Annotated in this window: 17 protein-coding genes; 9 read left to right on the forward strand and 8 right to left on the reverse strand. The window is 34.0% G+C overall.

Translation table 11 applies throughout. The features are described 5' to 3' along the window. Positions 1 to 41: 41 nt before the first annotated feature. Together I5M07_RS00765 and I5M07_RS00770 are read right to left on the reverse strand one after the other, a co-directional pair. On the reverse strand, positions 42 to 1,238 hold the full coding sequence (locus I5M07_RS00765) for an aspartate aminotransferase family protein (protein WP_200104283.1): 1,197 nt from the start codon (positions 1,236 to 1,238) through the stop codon (positions 42 to 44). 29 nt (positions 1,239 to 1,267) lie between these two features. Next, entirely contained in the window at positions 1,268 to 2,878 is a 1,611-nt protein-coding gene (locus I5M07_RS00770) for an OstA-like protein (RefSeq protein ID WP_200104284.1), read from the reverse strand. A 322-nt stretch (positions 2,879 to 3,200) separates the two neighbouring features. Here I5M07_RS00770 and lpdA point away from each other — a divergent pair, with 322 nt between their 5' ends. Continuing rightward, complete coding sequence (lpdA, locus tag I5M07_RS00775) at positions 3,201 to 4,589, forward strand: dihydrolipoyl dehydrogenase (RefSeq protein WP_200104285.1); 1,389 nt, start codon at positions 3,201 to 3,203, stop codon at positions 4,587 to 4,589. Positions 4,590 to 4,693: 104 nt separating this feature from the next. Here lpdA and I5M07_RS00780 read toward each other — a convergent pair whose 3' ends face one another. Both I5M07_RS00780 and I5M07_RS00785 read right to left on the reverse strand, forming a co-directional pair. After that, positions 4,694 to 5,062 (reverse strand): hypothetical protein, encoded by a 369-nt coding sequence (locus I5M07_RS00780; RefSeq protein ID WP_200104286.1) that lies wholly within the window; start codon positions 5,060 to 5,062, stop codon positions 4,694 to 4,696. A gap of 278 nt (positions 5,063 to 5,340) precedes the next feature. Then, positions 5,341 to 5,754: a DUF4293 domain-containing protein gene (locus tag I5M07_RS00785; protein ID WP_200104287.1), complete on the reverse strand. Its 414-nt coding sequence runs from the start codon at positions 5,752 to 5,754 to the stop codon at positions 5,341 to 5,343. A 183-nt stretch (positions 5,755 to 5,937) separates the two neighbouring features. Here I5M07_RS00785 and rho point away from each other — a divergent pair, with 183 nt between their 5' ends. From rho to lon, 3 genes are all read left to right on the forward strand, one after another. Next, positions 5,938 to 7,695, forward strand: coding sequence for a transcription termination factor Rho (rho, locus tag I5M07_RS00790; RefSeq protein WP_200104288.1), 1,758 nt, complete (start codon positions 5,938 to 5,940; stop codon positions 7,693 to 7,695). Positions 7,696 to 7,856: 161 nt separating this feature from the next. Continuing rightward, the gene (locus tag I5M07_RS00795; protein ID WP_200104289.1) at positions 7,857 to 9,188 is read left to right on the forward strand and encodes an MFS transporter; all 1,332 of its coding nucleotides are present in this window, start codon (positions 7,857 to 7,859) and stop codon (positions 9,186 to 9,188) included. A 228-nt stretch (positions 9,189 to 9,416) separates the two neighbouring features. Next, entirely contained in the window at positions 9,417 to 11,870 is a 2,454-nt protein-coding gene (lon, locus tag I5M07_RS00800) for an endopeptidase La (RefSeq protein WP_200104290.1), read from the forward strand. 85 nt (positions 11,871 to 11,955) lie between these two features. On the opposite strand, the gene I5M07_RS00805 is transcribed toward lon, so the two are convergent. Beyond that, positions 11,956 to 12,240 (reverse strand): hypothetical protein, encoded by a 285-nt coding sequence (locus I5M07_RS00805; protein WP_200104291.1) that lies wholly within the window; start codon positions 12,238 to 12,240, stop codon positions 11,956 to 11,958. A gap of 210 nt (positions 12,241 to 12,450) precedes the next feature. On the opposite strand from I5M07_RS00805, the gene I5M07_RS00810 reads away from it, so the two are divergent. Then, positions 12,451 to 14,604, forward strand: a complete 2,154-nt coding sequence (locus I5M07_RS00810) for a catalase (RefSeq protein ID WP_200104292.1) — start codon at positions 12,451 to 12,453, stop codon at positions 14,602 to 14,604. A 309-nt stretch (positions 14,605 to 14,913) separates the two neighbouring features. Next, positions 14,914 to 15,387: a ferritin-like domain-containing protein gene (locus tag I5M07_RS00815; protein WP_200104293.1), complete on the forward strand. Its 474-nt coding sequence runs from the start codon at positions 14,914 to 14,916 to the stop codon at positions 15,385 to 15,387. A gap of 73 nt (positions 15,388 to 15,460) precedes the next feature. Here I5M07_RS00815 and I5M07_RS00820 read toward each other — a convergent pair whose 3' ends face one another. Beyond that, the gene (locus tag I5M07_RS00820; protein WP_200104294.1) at positions 15,461 to 15,721 is read right to left on the reverse strand and encodes a SemiSWEET transporter; all 261 of its coding nucleotides are present in this window, start codon (positions 15,719 to 15,721) and stop codon (positions 15,461 to 15,463) included. An 18-nt stretch (positions 15,722 to 15,739) separates the two neighbouring features. Next, entirely contained in the window at positions 15,740 to 16,588 is an 849-nt protein-coding gene (locus I5M07_RS00825; protein WP_200104295.1) for an SDR family oxidoreductase, read from the reverse strand. A 238-nt stretch (positions 16,589 to 16,826) separates the two neighbouring features. Here I5M07_RS00825 and porQ point away from each other — a divergent pair, with 238 nt between their 5' ends. The 3 genes from porQ (at position 16,827) to I5M07_RS00840 (ending at position 20,042) form a co-directional block, all read left to right on the forward strand. Continuing rightward, positions 16,827 to 17,846, forward strand: a complete 1,020-nt coding sequence (porQ, locus tag I5M07_RS00830) for a type IX secretion system protein PorQ (protein WP_200104296.1) — start codon at positions 16,827 to 16,829, stop codon at positions 17,844 to 17,846. Between the two features lie 58 nt (positions 17,847 to 17,904). Next, on the forward strand, positions 17,905 to 18,597 hold the full coding sequence (gene cmk / locus I5M07_RS00835; RefSeq protein WP_200104297.1) for a (d)CMP kinase: 693 nt from the start codon (positions 17,905 to 17,907) through the stop codon (positions 18,595 to 18,597). 65 nt (positions 18,598 to 18,662) lie between these two features. Further along, complete coding sequence (locus I5M07_RS00840) at positions 18,663 to 20,042, forward strand: nucleoside permease (protein ID WP_200104298.1); 1,380 nt, start codon at positions 18,663 to 18,665, stop codon at positions 20,040 to 20,042. A 229-nt stretch (positions 20,043 to 20,271) separates the two neighbouring features. On the opposite strand, the gene dnaN is transcribed toward I5M07_RS00840, so the two are convergent. Then, positions 20,272 to 21,390, reverse strand: coding sequence for a DNA polymerase III subunit beta (dnaN, locus tag I5M07_RS00845; RefSeq protein WP_200104299.1), 1,119 nt, complete (start codon positions 21,388 to 21,390; stop codon positions 20,272 to 20,274). Between the last annotated feature and the right edge of the window lie 20 nt (positions 21,391 to 21,410).

The raw sequence follows: 21,410 nt of genomic DNA on the forward strand, positions 1-21,410 counted from the left end.
ATTTATGACTATCTTAAATTATTTTTTATATAAGGAAAAATTTATTTTTTACTTTGTTGCTTCAAAACCGAATCCATTACGTTTAAAATTATCTGGCATCCTTCTTTAATTTCATTCTCCGAAACAGTTAAAGGAGGTGTAATGCGGATGGCGCAACCTTCAAATAACAACCAAAATAAAATGAGTCCGTTGTCTTGACATTTTAAAATTACTTCGTTGGTAATTTCGGGACTTTCGGTCATTGCGGCCAACATTAAACCTTTTCCTCTAATTTCTTTTATCAAAGTATGTACCAAAAGTGTTCTAAAGAGCTTTTCTTTCTTTAAAGTATCTTCCATTAAAGATGTTTCGGTAATTTCTTTCAAAGTAGCCAAACTAGCTGCCGCAATGACAGGATGACCTCCAAAAGTGGTAATGTGACCTAGTTTTGGATTGGCAGTCAACAAATCCATTTTTTCTTCCGAAGCAATAAAAGCGCCTACAGGCATTCCGCCGCCCATTCCTTTTCCAATTACTATAATATCGGGTACAATATTATAGTTTTGAAAACCGAATAGTTTTCCGGTGCGTCCAAATCCGGGTTGAATTTCATCTATGATTAATTGCGCGCCCACTTCGTCACAGCGTTTTCTTATTTTGAGGAAAAAATCATTTTGAGGCTCAATAAAACCTGCGCCTCCTTGAATTGATTCTAAAATAACACCAGCCGTTTTTGTGGTAATTTTTTCAATATCGGCTTCCTTATTGAAATGGATAAAATCAACATCGGGAAGTAAAGGTCGAAAAGCTTGTTTGCGTTCTTCAAATCCCATCACGCTCATTGAGCCCATGGTGTTGCCATGATAAGCATTGTAACACGAAATCAATTGACTTCTGCCGGTTACACGGCGAGCCAATTTTAGTGCTCCTTCAATAGCTTCGGTACCAGAATTTACTAAATAGGTTTTATTGAGCGAATCGGGCAGGAGCGAGGCCATGAGTTTACAATATTCAACCGCTGGACTTTGCGAATATTCGCCATACACCATCACGTGCGAATATTTGTCTAGTTGGTCTTTTATGGCTTGATTAACTCGAGGATGTTGGTGACCTAGTGAGCAGGCCGAAACACCCGCCACAAAATCCAAATATTTTTTATTATTTGTGTCGAAAATATAAGAGCCTTTTGCATGAGAAACCTCCATTCCTAATGGGTAAGGTGATGTTTGAGCTTGGTATTTTATAAAATCAGAATTCATTTTTTGTGTGTTAAATCCAAATAATCCTATTATTTTTTTGCCCCGGCTTTTTTGGCCGATTTTATAGGTGGTTTGTTTTTTGAAGCGCTAGTTTTCTCTATCATTTTTGGTTTTTCTTCTTCTAACTCTTCGGGCGGAAAAATATCATCTCTCGATTTAATTCGTTCATCGCCACGCCAAACCAATCCTTTTAACTTTCGAGCATTTTCGGGCAATTCGGCTTCCGGAAAAATATCACCATCTACATTGTTAAAAAAAGTAATGGTTTCGATTTTATTTCCTTCGATAATCATATTGATTTTACTGCTTTTGTTTTTATTGATTCCGATAAGTTCATTGTCATCGTTTCGCATGTAATAAATCACTTCGGTATTTTTAATCACATCGGCATCGTGCAATTTTCCGTCTTTAAATTTTCCAAATAAATTAACCCCTTTTACTTGATTATAGCCCGTACCTAACGTGTCTTTAGAAATTATAAAAGTATTGTTTAAGACCTTTAAAGAATCAATTTTGTTGGTTTTAGGCTCACCAATAAGGTGCATAATGTCTCCTGTGATTTGATTTTCGCCGTTCCAGATTATTGGATTTCCAATCAATTTTGTCAAGGCAGTTCGCGCACTCGAATGTATAGAATCACATTTTCCGCTCATATCGGTTTTGAAAAAACGAACATTGTTAAAAGCGCGAATAATTCGATTGTCTTCTTTACCAGTGACCATCAATTTTTTTCCGTGTATGTAAACCGAATCGTTTTCTACAAAATTAATCGCAACAGCCCTTTTGGTAACATACATGGAATCTTTTAGTTTGTAAACTTCGGCATATTGCCCTTTTACAATTCCGCGATTAATAGAATCGGTGATTTTTACATTTTTAGTTGCCGATGCAAATTCGGTATTTCGATTGTAAAACAAACTATCTCCTTTTATTAGTCGGTCGTCGTATTTTATATAGGAATTTTTGACAAAATGAGCCAAATTTTTCTTGGTATCATAAAAGCCTTTTTCGGTATAAATGTAATTGTTTTTACTAGTAATGGTTGATGGGCCTAGTAAATTCGTATGTCCATTAGTGGTCACATAATCCAAATGATTCGATTTTATAACATATTTCGGATTGGTAAGTGTTACATCGTCTAAAAACAAGAATTTTTTGTTTTGCACAAAATATCGCCCGGATTTGCTTACTAAAACATTTTCCCGATTTACAATAGTTCCTTTTGTGTTGTAGTAAACCTCTTGAACATTTCGGTCAAAATAAATCGTATCCGCTTCTAATGTAGCATCGGGTGAAGTCATGACTGGGCTTCCGGTGGCAAAGGCTTTTTTTACATTCCCGTTATATTCGGCATATTTACTGTTTAAAAATAAAGTATCACCTTGAACCAATTGTACATTTCCAAAGGCTTTTAGGTAATTTTCTTTCTGAAAAAAATAGGCTTTATTGCAAGTTAATACTACTCCATCATGATTAACCTTCACGTTTCCAGTTAACAAAAAAGCATCCGGAATTTCGGTTTGATTCATATCGGCATAATCAGAATGTTCGATATTAATTTTTTTAGGAGCCTGAGCAATGCAATGTAGATTATGCAAAAGCAACGAAATAAAAAGGACTACAAAAAGGAGTTTTTTCAAGGGTTATAAATTTTTGTCAAATTTAGGAAAAAGCAAACAATCAAATTCTAAATTAGGATTTATTTATAATTGCTTATACCGAGAAACTTGATATTATATATAATGAATACGTATTTGAAAAAAAATATTGCTGATAAAATTCACTATTCTAAAAAACTCTGTGAAATATGCTTTGTAAATTAATGATTCGATACTATTTTGAGTTTTCTTTTAAAATAAATCCTTAAATTCGCAATCGCAAATAAAATGTAATAACCAAAATTAGTAACAATGCTCTTTTACACTGTTGTTGTTGAGTATTTAATAGTAAAAAAGTAAAAAAATGAAATACGACGTTATCGTTTTAGGAAGTGGCCCAGGTGGATATGTAACTGCCATTAGAGCATCACAATTAGGCTTTAAAGTAGCTGTAGTGGAAAAAGAAAACCTTGGTGGAGTTTGTTTGAACTGGGGTTGTATTCCAACTAAAGCATTATTAAAATCAGCTCAAGTTTTTGATTATTTAAAACATGCTTCAGATTATGGTTTAACTGTATCTGAATTTGATAAAGATTTTGGAGCTGTAGTAAAACGTAGCCGTAGCGTTGCCGAAGGAATGAGTAAAGGAGTTCAGTTTTTGATGAAAAAAAATAAAATTGACGTAATTGAAGGTTTCGGGAAATTAAAACCAGGAAAAAAATTAGATGTTACCGATAAAGATAATAAAGTAACAGAATATAGTGCAGATCATATTATTATTGCTACGGGAGCTCGTTCTCGTGAGTTACCAAATCTACCTCAAGATGGTGTAAAAGTAATTGGTTACCGCCAGGCGATGACTTTAAAAGAGCAACCAAAATCGATGATTATTGTGGGTTCTGGAGCAATTGGAGTAGAGTTTGCACATTTTTACAACTCTATGGGTACTGATGTTACTATAGTTGAATTTATGCCGAATGTTGTTCCGGTTGAGGATGAAGATATTTCAAAACAATTTGAAAAATCATTGAAAAAAGCTGGTATAAAAGTAATGACAAATTCTTCTGTTGAAAAATTGGATACTACTGGTGCTGGAGTTAAAGCTAATGTAAAAACGGCTAAAGGAGAAGAAATTTTAGAGGCAGATATTGTACTTTCGGCAGTTGGAATTAAAACTAACATCGAAAACATTGGTTTAGAAGATGTGGGAATTGCTGTAGATAGAGATAAAATCTTGGTTAATGCTTATAATGCAACAAATATCCCTGGATATTATGCTATTGGAGATGTTACTCCAGGTCAAGCTTTGGCTCACGTTGCATCGGCTGAGGGAATTAATTGTGTTGAAAAAATCAAAGGATTGCATGTAGACCCAATTGATTACGGAAATGTTCCAGGTTGTACGTATGCAACACCTGAAATAGCCTCGGTAGGTTTGACTGAAAAAGCAGCTAGAGAAAAAGGATACGATTTGAAAATTGGAAAATTTCCTTTTTCGGCTTCAGGAAAAGCAAAAGCGGCTGGCGCTGCAGATGGTTTTGTAAAAGTAATTTTTGATGCTAAATACGGCGAATGGTTAGGATGTCACATGATTGGTGCCGGTGTAACCGATATGATTGCTGAAGCAGTTGTGGCTCGTAAATTAGAAACTACAGGTCATGAAATTTTAAAATCAATTCACCCACACCCAACTATGAGTGAGGCTGTAATGGAAGCTGTTGCCGATGCTTATGGTGAAGTAATTCACTTGTAAAAGAAATTTTAAACTTGAAAATAAAAAAAACCGATTTACTTAGTAAGTCGGTTTTTTTTGTTTCATGCTTGAATATAATAATTAATAAAGATTGTCTGTTTTTTTTATTTTTTATCCAGTGTTAATTTCATATCATCACTTTCCAAAATTAGTTGGTCATTAGTAATGGTGCTTTCGCAAGGATAGGGAGTTCCTGTTTCGTCATTAATAACCAAGCTTTTGCCTCCTTTAGTTAGTACAAAAGTACCTTGGCTAATTTCTCTTTTTAAAAATCCCGAAACATAACCATCTTTAGTGAAAGTTAAATTTCCTTTTTCTAAAATTTCATTTTTTATCGAATCCGGCATGGGTGTTTTGGCTTCAACAGCTGTCACTTTCCAAGAATTTACGAGTTTGTTTCTACCCTTGTGGCAAGAAATCATTGATAGTACTAAAAAAGCAATCCCGAATAAAAGTAGTTTAGATTTTTTCATGATTTTGATTTTTGGTTAAACAAATTTTATTTTGATATGAAGTATATTCTGGATATGTTTGAAGTTGTTTTTTTGTAATTATGTAATAAATATAACGTTAATTTTTATAATTATCAAATTTAGTTTAGAGTTTTATGTAAAATGATAATTTCTAGTTTCCTCTGAGAATGTGTGTTGTAGGCTGAATTCAATATAAATATCCAGTAATAGGGTAAAATAAAAAAGACCGAACAATTGTTCGGTCTTTTTTCGCGCATAAATAATTTATGTTTATAGGTTTATCTCAATCGATCCGCAGATTTTACAAGATCTTCGTCCTTTTTGATGGCTCTGTTAGCTAATACTAACAGCACGATAGCAACTATAGGTAGAAACATCCCAATACCTTTCTCTGAAACAGCAGGTGTCTCTCCAGATAAATTTAGTGAATGATATACAAATAATCCTAATAAACTTAAATTTATTATCATGTTCAGTCGGTTCATCACAAACTGATTTTGTCTCTTTTTAAACGAAATGATACTCATTACCGATAACATGGTGCTTAATCCTAGTAGAATAGTGTACAAATGGCTTTCCATAAAATAAACTACTTTACCATTTTCTAAAGTCCATAGTGGAAATAAGAAAAAAAGAATCGCCGAAATAGCGAAGGTAAGCAGAAGGTAAATGGTTTGTATTCGTTGTATCATATTAGTAATAATGTCGTACAAAAATATGTTTTCTTTTTTTAAAATACTATTGTATGATTAAATTTTATTCGTATTATTGCATCATAATACCGTAAGCACTTCATACTGCGGTTGATTCTATAAAATAATCTACTACATTCTTTTTACAGTTTTCCTAAAATTAATTAAATTCAAAGAATATTCATGTTTGATATTTCTGCTTTAAAAGAAATGAAGCTTGTCGAGCTTCAAGAAATAGCTAAATTAGCTAAAACAATAAAGTTTAATGGGGTCAAAAAAGAGACTTTAATAAGTCAGATCTTAGCGCACCAAGAAGCTACAGCTGCATCCGATGCAAGTCCGATACAAGCAAAAGAAAACGTTGAATCTTCTGAAGATAAACCTAAAAGAAACAGAATAGCGCCGGCTAAAAAAATACCCGCTATTAAAAAAGGATTAGAAGTTCCTGAACAGCAAGAAATTGTTGTTCAATCAAACGAAATTCAGGAACAACCAACTGCTGTAAGTCCAAGAGAAAATAAAACTCCGAAATTTAAAAAAGCCAATTACGAAAAGAAAATCGCTGTTCAGCGAGATAAAGAAACTAATACACCAGAAGTTCCGGTTGATGAAGTTGCTGTAAAAGAAGTAATTTCAGAAAAAAATGAAGCTGTTATACAACCTAAAAAACAGCATGCAAATCAGAACAAACCAAATCCAAACCAAAACCAAAACCCAAACCAAAACCCAAATCAAAATAACCACAACAATCAAAACGGAAATAACAATCCGAATCAAAATCATAAAAACAAAAAGAATATCAATTTTAGAGATTCTGATTTTGAATTTGATGGCATTATTGAAAGTGAAGGAGTTTTAGAAATGATGCCCGATGGTTATGGCTTTCTTCGTTCATCTGATTACAATTATTTAGCGTCGCCAGATGATATTTATTTGTCAACTTCTCAAATTCGGTTGTTTGGTTTAAAAACTGGAGATACTGTAAAAGGAGTGGTGCGTCCGCCAAAAGAAGGCGAAAAGTTTTTTCCTTTAGTTCGCGTTTTAAAAATCAATGGACACGATCCTCAAGTAGTTCGTGATCGCGTTTCATTCGAACATTTAACTCCCGTTTTTCCTTCTGAAAAATTCAAATTAGCCGAAAAACAAAGTACCATTTCCACACGTATTATCGATTTGTTTTCGCCAATCGGAAAAGGGCAACGTGGTATGATTGTAGCACAACCCAAAACAGGTAAAACAATGTTGTTAAAAGACATTGCAAATGCTATTGCTGCCAATCACCCAGAAGTATATTTAATTGTTTTACTAATTGACGAACGTCCGGAAGAGGTTACCGACATGATTCGAAATGTTCGTGGTGAGGTGATTGCCTCTACTTTTGACCGTGAGCCTCAAGAACACGTAAAAATTGCCAATATCGTATTAGAAAAATCAAAACGTTTGGTTGAATGTGGTCATGATGTAGTGGTTCTGTTGGATTCGATTACACGTTTGGCAAGAGCTTATAATACAGTTCAACCAGCTTCAGGTAAAGTATTGAGTGGAGGTGTTGATGCTAATGCTTTGCAAAAACCAAAACGTTTTTTTGGAGCTGCTCGTAATGTAGAAAACGGTGGCTCGTTGAGTATTATTGCGACCGCTTTGACCGAAACAGGTTCTAAAATGGACGAAGTTATTTTTGAAGAATTTAAAGGAACTGGTAATATGGAGTTGCAATTGGATCGTAAAATTGCTAATAAACGTATTTTCCCTGCTATTGATTTAACTTCTTCAAGCACACGTCGAGATGATTTATTATTGGATGAAAAAACATTGCAACGCATGTGGATTATGCGTAAATATTTAGCCGATATGAATCCGATTGAGGCAATGGATTTTATCAACGATCGTTTTAAAAAAACGAGAAATAACGAAGAGTTTCTGATTTCGATGAACGATTAAAAGGTCTTAGGGACACTATTTTAATTAAGTTATATATAGAAGAAAGGTTCTGAAAATTCTGTTTTGATTTTCAGAACCTTTTCTGTTTTCAGATTGAATTAATTTTAATCTTAAGTTTTAGTTTTTTTGAATACATTCGTAACGCAAAAAAAAATATGATTATGACAGAACTACCAAAAGGAAGTAAAAAGTTGTTAAACGCTTGGGCTTTTTATGATTGGGCAAACTCCGTTTATGCTTTAGTCATTTCGTCGGCAGTATTTCCTATTTTTTATGAAGCCTTGTTTTCGGACAGATCACATTATATTACTGTTTTTGGTTTGAATCTTAAAAATTCGGCCTTAATTAGTTTTGTTACGGCGCTAGCCTTTTTAAAAGTTGCTTTTATTTCGCCTTTACTTTCTGGAATAGCCGATTATGTTGGAAATAAAAAGATGTTCATGAAGTTTTTTTGTTACCTCGGCGCTTTATCCTGTGTGGGTTTGTATTGGTTCAGTCTTGATAATATTTATATTGGATTGCTGTTTTACTTTATGGGATTAATTGGATTTTGGGGAAGTTTGGTTTTCTATAATTCCTATTTGCCCGATATTGCTTTTTCCTCCCAACAAGATAGTATAAGCGCTAAAGGATATTCATTGGGTTATATTGGTAGTGTTATTTTGTTGATAGTCAATTTAGCAATGATTATGATGCCTGATATGTTTGGTATTACCGGCACAAAAGGAGAAGCAGCTATGAAAGCGATGCGATATTCATTTGTAATGGTGGGAGTTTGGTGGATTTTGTTCAGTCAGTATACCTATTATTATTTGCCAAAAGGAAATAAAAATTCTAATCAAAAAATCACAAAAGATGTTGTCTTTAACGGTTTTAAAGAGCTCAAAAAAGTATGGGGTTATCTAGGAGAAAACATTCCTTTAAAAAGATATTTAGGAGGCTTTTTTGTTTATAGTATGGCTGTGCAAACCGTTATGCTAGTGGCTACTTATTTTGGAGCACAAGAAATTGAATGGAAATCGGCAGATGAAAGTACTACAGGCTTAATTATTTGTATTTTGGTCATTCAGTTAGTAGCTATTTTGGGAGCGGTTTTAACCTCAAAGGCATCGTCAAAATTTGGGAATATAAGTGTTTTAATTGTCATTAATTGCTTTTGGGTTTTGTTGTGTATTGCTGCGTATTTTATAACCCAACCCGTGCATTTTTATATAATGGCGGCTTTAGTAGGTTTGGTTATGGGAGGTACACAATCTTTATCTCGTTCTACATATTCCAAATTATTACCCGAAACTCAGGATACCGCTTCGTTTTTTAGTTTTTATGATGTTGCCGAAAAAATCGGAATTGTTATCGGAATGTGCGTCTACGGGATAATTGATCAAATTACCGGGAGTCCTCGTTTTGCTATTGTTTTCTTAGGCCTATTTTTTGTAATTGGAGTTGGGCTTCTAACACGAATTCCGAAGCAAAACAGGAAAGAGCTTCATTAAAACGAAATGCTTTCTTTTTTAAATTTCTATTTTATTAATACATATGAAAAATTTTCTTTTCCACAATATTCAATCTTAAATAAAGTCTTTTGGCATAAAGATTGTCTAATTTAAGGGCTAAATGATAAAAATAGTGTATGTTCGTGTTTTCCAAAGAATCACGTGCATTTGAGAATGCTTTACGCATTCTTCTAAAAATAATAATGACAAAACGACCTATATTTTACTATGTCAAATCACAAAATACTTACTATTGACAATCTGTCACTTCAGGAATTTGATTCAGAAGCCGAATTAATTCCTTTATTAACGCCCGAAGATGAAGAAGAAATGAACAACGAAGAGTTGCCTGTTTCTTTACCAATTTTGCCCTTACGCAATACTGTTTTGTTTCCAGGTGTGGTAATTCCAATTTCTGCTGGTAGAGATAAATCGATTCAGTTGATTAATGATGCCAATGCGGGTGATAAAATTATCGGAGTTGTTTCGCAAATTAATGAGGATGTTGAAGATCCAACTAAAGACGATATCAATAAAATTGGAACAGTAGCGCGAATTTTGAGGGTTTTAAAAATGCCTGATGGAAACATTACGGTAATTCTGCAAGGAAAAAAACGTTTTAAAATTGATGAAGTTATTGCCGAAGAACCGTATATAAAAGCTAACGTTATTGATGTAAACGAAACGCGACCGGATGTTGCCGATACCGAATTTACAGCTGTTTTAGATTCGATAAAAGAATTGGCTATTCAAATTATTAAAGAAAGTCCGAGTATACCTTCTGAGGCTACTTTTGCTATAAAAAATATTGAAAGCAAATCGTTTTTGATCAATTTTATTTCATCAAACATGAATTTATCGGTACATGATAAACAAGGTTTGTTGTCTATTAATGATTTAAAAGAAAGAGCTTTTGAAACTTTGCGGTATATGAATATTGAGTTGCAGAAATTAGAACTCAAAAACGATATTCAGTCCAAAGTACGTTTTGATTTAGACCAACAACAGCGTGAGTATTTCTTGCACCAACAAATGAAAACCATTCAAGAAGAATTGGGAGGCGTTTCGCAAGAAGAAGAAATTGATGAAATGGGTATTCGTGCCAAAACCAAAAAATGGGACGAAAAAAAGCAAAAGCAATTTGAAAAAGAATTGTCTAAAATGCGCAGAATGAATCCGCAATCACCCGATTTTGGAATTCAACGCAATTATTTAGAATTGATTTTGGATTTGCCTTGGGGTGAATATTCTAAAGATAAATTTGATTTAAAACATGCTCAAAAAGTTTTGGATAAAGATCATTTTAGTCTAGAAGAAGTTAAAAAAAGAATGATAGAGCATTTGGCTGTTTTAAAATTGCGAAACGACATGAAATCGCCAATTATCTGTTTAACAGGACCTCCAGGAGTAGGTAAAACGTCAATTGGTCGTTCGGTTGCCGAAGCTTTGGGGCGCGAATATGTTCGAATTTCATTAGGTGGTTTACGCGATGAAGCCGAAATTAGAGGGCATCGAAAAACCTATATTGGTGCTATGCCAGGTCGTATTATTCAAAGTTTGAAAAAAGCCGGAACTTCCAATCCTGTTTTTGTTTTAGATGAAATCGATAAATTATCAAATAGCCACAGTGGCGATCCTTCTTCAGCCTTATTAGAGGTTTTAGATCCTGAGCAAAACAGTGCTTTTTATGATAATTTCCTTGAAATGGGTTACGATTTATCTAAAGTAATGTTTATCGCGACTTCTAACAATATGGGCACTATTCAACCTGCGTTAAAAGATCGTATGGAAGTAATCAAAATGTCAGGTTATACTATCGAAGAAAAGATTGAAATTGCTAAAAGACATTTGTTTCCGAAATTATTAGCCAATCACGGATTAACCAATAAAGATTTAACAATTGGGAAAAAACAATTGGAAAAAATTATTGAAGGATACACACGTGAATCGGGGGTTCGAAATTTAGAAAACAAAATTGCGCAAGTGATTCGAAATGCAGCAAAATCAGTTGCACTTGAAGAAGAATACAATAAAAAAGTAACCGACGAAGATATTGTTTCGGTATTGGGTGTGCCAAAACTTGAACGTGATAAATACGAAAACAACGATGTTGCAGGAGTAGTGACTGGTTTGGCTTGGACGAGCGTTGGTGGTGATATTTTATTTATTGAATCGATTATTTCAGAAGGTAAAGGAAGCTTAAATGTTACCGGAAATCTAGGAAATGTAATGAAAGAATCGGCTACAATTGCTCTAGAATATATAAAGGCAAATGCGAAAACTTTAGGAATTAACGTTGATTTATTTCAAAAATACAACATTCACATTCACGTTCCAGAAGGTGCGACTCCGAAAGACGGACCAAGTGCAGGTATTGCGATGTTAACTTGTTTGGTTTCGTTATTAACGCAAACAAAAGTGAAAAAGAGCATTGCCATGACTGGAGAAATTACCTTACGCGGAAAAGTATTGCCGGTGGGTGGAATAAGAGAGAAAATTTTAGCTGCCAAACGCGCAAATATCAAGGAAATCATTTTGTGTTACGAAAACAAAAGTGATGTGGATGAAATTAAAGCCGAGTATTTAGAAGGGCTTACTTTTCATTATGTAAAAGAAATGAGCGAAGTTTTAAAACTGGCTTTAACCAATCAAAAGGTTAAAAATGCTAAAGAATTGAAGTAAATTTTATCGATATTTTATTAAAAAATGGGGTTTATAGCCCCATTTTTTATTTTTTAAAACTGCTTTTTTTGAAGAGGTTTACCACTTAATAAATTCCAGAATCCTCTTCATTTTCATCGAATAAGTTATCAAAATTATCGGACGGATTATCAAATTCATCGTTGACGACCTTTTCTTTTCCATTTTCATCAATGCTATCTTCATCCAAATCGGTTCCGGGGTAAATTTCATCAGTTTCTACTTCTGTAATTGGTTTTTCGAAAGGATTAGGTTTGTTCGGATTATGCCCATTTCGTACCGTGTATCCTTGTTCAGCAATTTCAGCTAAATCTTGGTTTTGCGTACTTTTATTATATGAATTCTTTTCCATGATTTCTATCTTTTAAATTATGATTTAAAGGTATTTCACAATAATTCAAAAAACTTCCATAATATTTGGTTTTAATTATATGATTTTCAAGTGGTTAATTTATAAAAACAGTCAATAATTGTATAACTTCCTAAGATTTGAAGCGATTACTTTTAAGCTAACAAACATCATAAAAACTTTTAGTTTATTAACTCGTTAAAAAGGAAAACTATGAAAGACTCCAAGAAAACCAACAATGAAAATTTTTCGGCTAAGCAAGAAGATTTAGAGAAAAACAAATCAGATGCTCAAGATCAATTTATGACGACTAATCAAGGCGTAAAAATTAACGATGATAATAATACGGTAAAAGCAGGCGAAAGAGGACCATCGCTATTAGAAGACTTTATTCTGCGAGAAAAAATAACGCATTTTGACCACGAACGAATTCCAGAACGAATTGTGCATGCCCGAGGTTCTGCAGCACATGGTTATTTTGAATTGTACGAATCGATGGAAAAATACACCAAAGCAGGATTTTTAAACGATACTTCGATAAAAACACCCGTTTTTGTTCGTTTTTCTACTGTAGCCGGTTTTAGAGGTTCAACAGATTTGGCTAGAGATGTACGAGGATTTTCGGTAAAATTTTATACACAAGAAGGAAATTATGATTTGGTTGGAAATAATATGCCAGTATTTTTTATTCAGGATGCAATGAAATTTCCCGATTTAATTCATGCTGTAAAACCAGAACCTCATAATGAAATGCCTCAAGCGGCTTCGGCTCATGATACTTTTTGGGATTTTATTTCCCTTATGCCTGAGTCGATGCACATGATCATGTGGGCTATGAGCGATAGAGCTATTCCGAGGAGTTTGCGTATGATGGAAGGTTTTGGCGTTCATACATTTCGATTTATAAACAGTCAGAACGAGTCACATTTTGTAAAATTTCATTGGAAACCCAAATTAGGAACTCATGGTGTTGTTTGGGATGAAGCGCAAAAAATTTCAGGAAAAAATTCCGATTTTCATAGACAAGATCTTTGGGATGCTATCGAAAACGGAAATTTTCCAGAATGGGAATTAGGTGTACAACTCATTCCTGAAAGCGACGAGCATAAATTTGATTTTGATTTATTAGACCCAACCAAGTTAGTACCAGAGGAATTGGTTCCTGTACAAATTATTGGTAAAATGGTTTTGAACAGAAATCCCGATAATTTCTTTGCCGAAACAGAGCAAGTAGCTTTTCATCCTGGACATGTGGTTCCAGGAATCGATTTTACAAATGATCCGTTGCTTCAAGGAAGACTTTTTTCGTATACCGATACACAATTATCACGATTAGGAAGTCCCAATTTTCATGAAATTCCAATTAATCGAAGTATTTCCCCAACACACAACAACCAACGTGATGGACACATGCGTCAAGAAATTGCAAAAGGTCGCGTGAGTTACCATCCGAATTCTTTAGGCGGCGGTTGCCCATTTCAGGCAAAAATTGCAGAAGGCGGTTTTTCAAGTTTCAACGAAAAAATTGATGCTCAAAAAGTACGTGCCAGAAGCAAAAGTTTTTCGGATCATTTCGGACAAGCCAAATTATTTTATAACAGTCAAACGCCGATTGAGCAAACGCATATTATAAAAGCGTTGCGATTTGAGTTAGGAAAAGTTGAAACCTTAGCGATTAGAGAAAGAATGCTAGGCCTATTGGCTCAAATTGATACCGATTTGGCTAAAAAAGTAGCAGACGGAATTGGTGTAGCTGTACCGAAAAAAACTGAAAAACCAATGAATCAGGGAGTAGGAGCAGACTCGAATGGTGATCAAGAATCAAAAACAGTTAAACAAGCTGTAGAAAAATCCGATGCTTTGAGCATGATTCTGAATCCAACCAATTCAAAAACCATTATGTCGAGAGAAATTGCTTTTTTATGTAATGACGGTGTAATGTCGGAATCGGTAAATAACATGAAAAAAGCACTTGAAAAGGAGGGAGCAGCAGTAAAAATTATTGCGCCACACTTGGGTAATATTCAAGCAGAAAATGGCGATACAATTCCGGTTGATCAAAGCTATTTAATTGCGGCTTCGGTTTTATTTGATGGTATTTTTATTCCTTCAGGAGATGGAATAGAAGCGTTAAAGCAATTTCCTGAAGTAAAAGAATTCATTACCGATACGTTTAAACATTGTAAATATATCGCCGCAGAAGGTACAGGTGCCGAGCTTTTGAGTAAGGTACTTCAATCGGATGAGTTGCTTAAAGACGATAAAGGTGTTTTAACTTCAAAAGAAAGTAGCGATTCTGCCTTAGCTTCTTCCTTTATAAAAGAGTTAGGAAACCACCGTTATTGGAAACGAGAAAAAATGGTTTAAAAGATGTAAAATGGATCAAATTAAAAGCCTTTAGAATATTTTCTGAAGGCTTTTTTACTGTTGTGTTTTTTATTGTAAAGTTTTGAAAATAAAGTGTTTATAATGAAATATTGTGAGAGAATGATATAACGATAGGGCTACATATATAGCTAGCTTTGAAATAGTTATTAATACTAAAAATTACATTATGAAAACTACAGAAAATAGTACAGAAAAAAAACCGAAAACAAAAAAACGGTTCAAACAAAAGCTAAAAAAGAGACAACAAAAGTAAAAGCAAAATCGGATGCTGCATCGGGTTTAACCGAGTTGTTTGAAGATGAATTAAAAGACATTTATTGGGCTGAAAAAAAGCTAACTAAAGCGTTACCCAAAATGGCTAAAAATGCCAGCTCCGAAAAACTAATTGAGGCTCTAAATAGTCATTTATCCGAAACAGAAGAGCATGTATTGCGTTTGGAACAAATTTTTGAAATCCTAGGTAAAAAAGCCAAAGGAAAAAAATGCGATGCGATGGCCGGTTTAGTTGAAGAAGGCAGTGGTATTTTAGAGGAAACCGAAATTGGCGTTGTTCGCGATGCCGGAATCATTGCAGCTTGTCAAAAAATTGAGCATTATGAAATTGCTACATATGGCACCATGCGTCAGTTTGCCGAAACTTTAGGAATGAAAGAGGTCGTTACAATTTTAGAACAAACCTTAGAAGAAGAAAAAACGGCAGATAAAAACTTAACCATAATTGCTGTTGATGCGATTAATGTAGGCGCAGCGAAAGAGGATTAAATATTTAGTCAAAAATAATAGGGCTGTTTTTCAATTGAGAAGAACAGCCCTTTTTATGTTTTAACCGTTATGTTTATTCTTTTTCAAAATGGAGGATGAAAAAAATCATGATTCCATTTAAAACCAATGAAATACTGTTGGTTATGATAATGGGTAAATCTTTTTTAAGAATGCCATATACAACCCATAAGGCAATTCCGAATGTGATGATACTAAACGTTTTTAACGAAATATCCTTTACTTTTTTCCTTTTCCAAACTTTTAAAATTTGGGGAACAATAGAGATAGTTACGCAAATACCAGCTACAAATCCAATTACATCCGTTAGTACCATTTTAAATTCATTTAGAGATTACGCTCCCACTAATTCACCACCATTGATATGAATAAATTGTCCCGAAATATAACTGCTATCTTCCGAGGCTAAAAATACATAGGCAGGTCCAACTTCAGAGGGTTGACCTGGGCGCCCCATTGGATTGTCTTTTCCGAATTCATCTAAATTATCAAAAGAAACAACTATTAAGGGTGTCCAAATTGGGCCCGGAGCTATTCCGTTTACGCGAATTTTTCGTTTGGCTAACATAGCGGATAAAGAGCGAGTAAAACTAACTATTGCGCCTTTAGTACTCGAATAATCTACTAAATGTTCACTGCCTCGATAAGCCGTAACCGAGCTGGTATTGATAATGGTGTCTCCCGCTTTTAAATGAGGCAAAGCTGCTGTAGTTATATAAAAATAGGAGTAAATATTGGTTTCAAAAGTGGTATGCAATTGTTTGCTGGTAATCTTTTCCAATTCGTTTTTTGGAAATTGAATTGCCGCATTATTTACAACAATGTTAATTCCTTTAAACTCATCCACACATTTTTTTATAGCCAATTTACAAAATTTCTCGTCTTTCAAATCACCACTAATCAACAAACATTGCCTGCCTTCTTTTTCAATTAAATTTTTGGTTTCCAAAGCATCTTTGTCTTCTTTTAAATACACAATCGCAATATTGGCACCTTCTCTTGCAAAATGAATTGCAGCACTTCTTCCAATGCCACTATCGCCACCTGTAATAAAAGCTACTTTGCCAAGCAACTTGCCGCTGCCCACATAATTTTCTTTAATAATTTCGGGTTCCGGTTGCATGGCAAACTCATTGCCGGGTAATTTTTGTTTTTGTTTTGGGGGATTTATTTCTTTTTTCATGACCATTCCACTTAAAATTAATCATTAAAATTAAATTTTTAAGAATTAGAAAATTGACTGAATAAGTCTAATATTTAGCGCTGAAAATTAAGTTGATAAAAGCAATTTTATTAGGATAGAATATTGTAGAGAAATTTTATAAAAATTAGGATAGCAATTTTTATAAAGCTTTTGCGGTTTATCGGTTTATAATTTTATCTTCGCAGTTGCGTTTTAGTTCAGATTAAGTCATATAAATATGCAAAATAAGAAGGTAGTGCTGTTTTTTTTCCTTTTTTGTATCGTTTCTTACGGACAAATTGGAGGGAAATATACCTATCAATTTTTAAATTTGATGACTTCGCCTCGACAAGCAGCCTTAGGCGGGCAAGTCATAACACTTTATGATGACGATGTTAATCAGGTTCTTTTTAATCCGGCAACTCTTAATGCCGATATGGACAATCATTTAGCCATAAATTACGGTAATTATTACGGAGAAGTGGCTTATGGAACTGCTTCCTATGCGTATACGTACGATAGGCATTTACAAACTTTTCAAGCAGGTGTAACCTATGTCAATTACGGCGATTTTGAAGGTTATGACGAAAATGGCCAAGCAACAAGTAATTTTTCAGGAAGTGAGGCCGCATTGTCAGTCGGGTACGCTTATAATATTCCGTATACCGATATGTTTATTGGCGCAAATGCCAAATTAATAACGTCTACTTTAGAAAATTATAATTCATTTGGAGGTGCTTTGGATTTAGGATTTATCTATATCGATGACCGAAATGATATTAATTATGGTGTGGTTTTCCGAAATATCGGAACCCAGTTTAAAACCTATTCGGGAATCAGAGAACCTTTGCCGTTTGAAATTATAGCGGGAATTTCGCAAGAGTTAGAGCATGTTCCTATTCGTTGGCATTTGACTTTTGAGAATTTGCAACAATGGAATCTGGCTTTTTCAAATCCTAACAGAGCCGAAAATAATTTAGATGGAACTTCGAGCGAAGAAAATGTAGGGTTTTTAAGCAACGTGATTCGACACACGATATTTGGTGTTGAATTGTTTCCTAAAAAAGCGATAAACCTTAGAATTGGATATAATTTTAGACGATCGGCCGAATTAAAAATTGTCGAACAACGCAGTTTCTCCGGAATATCATTTGGATTCGGAATTAAATTGAATAAATTAAAATTTAATTATTCGTATTCCCGATACACTTCGGCAGCCAATACCAGTCTATTTGGGTTAACGCTTAATTTACAATAATTGCTTTTATTAGCCCGATTGGTTTCTTTAAATTTACACTTTAAAAATAATTTGAATTTTGAAAAAAATAACCATTGCTATCGATGGATTTTCATCGACAGGAAAAAGCACTTTAGCCAAACAATTAGCCAAACAATTGTCGTACGTTTACGTAGACACAGGCGCTATGTACCGAGCGGTGACTTGGTTTGCTATGCAACATAATTTTATAGATGAATCACATTTTGATAGTAAAGCCTTAATTGCTCACTTACAAGATATAAAACTGGAATTTCAATTCAATTCTGAATTGGGTTTTGCCGAAATGTATTTGAATAACGAAAATGTAGAAATGGCAATACGCACCATTGAGGTTTCTAATTTTGTGAGTAAAGTAGCCGAAGTATCAGAAGTTCGTTCCAAATTAGTAGAGCAACAACAGCAAATGGGCAAAAACAAAGCGATTGTAATGGATGGAAGAGATATTGGTACCGTTGTTTTTCCGGATGCCGAATTAAAAATTTTCATGACCGCTAGTGCTGATACGCGTGCCAAACGGAGGTATGAAGAATTGAAAGAACGTGGTGATGTGGTTGAATATGAGTTGGTTTTGAAAAATGTTGTTGAGCGTGATTATATTGATACACACAGGGCGGATTCACCTTTGGTAATTGCTGCCGATGCTATCGAAATTGACAATTCTAATTTAACTCGTGAAGAGCAATTTCAAACGGTTTTAGAACTTGTAAATAAAACTGTTAAAAAGAGTTAATTTTTTGCCATTATTTTATAAAAGATTAGTTTTACACTCCTAATTTTTAACCAATATTACATCGAATGGGAATTAAAAACAGGTTAATTTTAATGAGCTTTCTACAATTTTTTGTTTGGGGAGCTTGGCTTATTACAATTGGTAATTATTGGTTTGGTACAAAGGTTTGGGATGGAACGCAGTTTGGTTTGGTTTTCGGAACCATGGGGATAGCTTCTCTTTTTATGCCTACTTTAACCGGAATTATGGCAGACCGCTGGGTGAATGCCGAAAAATTGTACGGTGTTTTACATATTTTGTATGCTTTGGTTTTGTTTTATATTCCGCAAGTCACCACACCCGAAACTTTTATTTATGTAATGTTATTGGCCATGTGTTTTTATATGCCCACAATTGCCTTAAGTAATTCGATTTCGTATACTTCCTTAAAATTAAATGATAAAGATGTAGTAAAAGAGTTTCCGCCTATTCGGGTTTGGGGAACAATTGGTTTTATTGTGGCCATGTGGATTACGAATTTATCAGGAAGTAAATCGACTGAGTTTCAATTCTACATTGCAGGTTTAGGTGCATTATTATTAGGATTATATGCCTTTACGTTACCAAAATGTAAGCCGCAAAGGTTAATTAAAGAAAATGCTACATGGAGCGAAACATTAGGTTTAGAAGCCTTTAAATTGTTTGGTAACTACAAAATGGCTTTGTTTTTTATTTTTTCGATGTTTTTAGGAGGAGCTTTACAATTAACGAATGCTTATGGCGATGTGTTTTTAGATGAATTCAAGCATTTTCCTAAATATGCCGATTCGTTTGTAATTAAATATTCGACGATTATTATGTCGATTTCTCAAGTTTCCGAGACTTTATTTATTTTGGCAATTCCTTTCTTTTTAAAACGTTTCGGAATCAAACAAGTTATGTTAATTAGTATGTTGGCATGGGTGCTACGCTTTGGTTTATTTGCCTATGGCGACCCTGTAGGCGGTTTGTGGATGATAATTTTATCTTGTATTGTTTACGGAATGGCATTTGATTTTTTCAATATTTCAGGTTCTTTATTCGTAGAAACCAATACCGATTCTAAAATCAGATCTTCAGCACAAGGATTGTTTATGATGATGACTAACGGAGTAGGGGCTGTTTTAGGTAGTTTTACATCAGGGTGGGCTATTGATAAGTTTTTCACAAAATCGTTTCACAATACTCAGGAATTGTCTTTATTTTTAGATACAGAGGTTAACAATCCAAAAATGATAGCTTTTGTAGAAAATCAAGGCACAAACATTTTAGATAATGGCACTTTTTCTACTGCAATTTTAATGAAAGATTGGCATACCATTTGGCTTGCTTTTGCTTGTTATGCTTTACTAATTGCAATTGCTTTTGCTATTTTGTTTCGTCATAAACACAATCCTAAAGAGCTCGAAAACATCGTGAGCCATTAAGAATGGATATAAGCGGAAGAGTTTACTCAATATAAAAAAACTCGATAAATCAAAATTTATCGGGTTTTTTGGGTATTACAATTTTTTTCTAAAAGTAAAAAACCGCAACTCTAAGTGAAATTGCGGTTTTTAGATATAAAAATTGGTTGGTTAATAGCATTTTTTTTACAATAATACAGCTTTTATTTGGTTTGCAAAGAACTAAATTTAACAAATATAAACTTAAATGTTAACTATTTAGCATTACCGGCATCACTAACATGGTTACGGTTTCGCCTTCTTCTAAACCATCTACAGGCGTTAAAATTCCAGCTCTGTTAGGTAAAGACATTTCCAGCATTATTGTATCCGATTGTAAATTGGTAAGCATTTCAGTTAAAAAACGAGAGTTGAATCCAATTTGCATATCATCTCCTTGATAATCGCACGTTAAACGTTCTTCGGCTTTGTTTGAGTAATCAATATCTTCGGCAGAAACATTCAATTCAGCTCCTGCAATTTTTAAACGAATTTGGTGTGTCGTCTTATTAGAAAAAATAGCCACACGACGAACAGAACTTAAAAATAAAGAACGATCAATCATTAACTTGTTTGGATTTTCTTTTGGAATTACCGCTTCGTAATTTGGGTATTTACCGTCAATTAAACGACACATTAAAATATAATTATCAAAAGAAAAAGTAGCATTCGAATCGTTATACTCGATTTTTACTTCAGCATCCGAAGTTCCTAAAATGCTTTTTAAAATATTTAAAGGTTTTTTAGGCATGATAAAATCGGCTACTTGCGATGCTTTTACATCGGTACGCGCATATTTTACCAATTTATGAGCATCGGTGGCTACGAAAGTAAGTCCTTCTGGCGAAAATTGAAAAAATACTCCCGACATTACCGGACGCAAATCATCATTACCCGCTGCAAAAATTGTTTTGCTTACCGCAGTTGCCAATACATCCGAAGGAACTAAGGTCACCGATGGATCATCAAGACTTACAGCTTTTGGAAATTCTTCGCCTGCAGCATACGCAACGGCATATTTACCCGAATTAGAGCTAATTTCGACTGTGTTGTTTTCTTCAACAGTAAAAGTTAATGGCTGTTCTGGAAACGTTTTTAAAATTTCTAGTAATAACTTAGCGGGAACGGCAACACTTCCTTGACTTGTTGAGTCGATTGCCAAAGTGGCCGACATGGTTGTTTCTAAATCAGATGCAGAAACCGTCAAAGTATTGTTATCTAATTCAAATAAAAAATTATCTAAAATAGGTAAGGTGTTGTTGCTGTTGATAACGCTACCTAAAACTTGTAATTGTTTTAATAAGTACGAACTCGATACTATAAATTTCATCTGTTGTATTTTAATATTTA

This window comes from Flavobacterium agrisoli (assembly GCF_016522065.1).
Taxonomy (GTDB): Bacteria; Bacteroidota; Bacteroidia; order Flavobacteriales; family Flavobacteriaceae; genus Flavobacterium; species Flavobacterium agrisoli.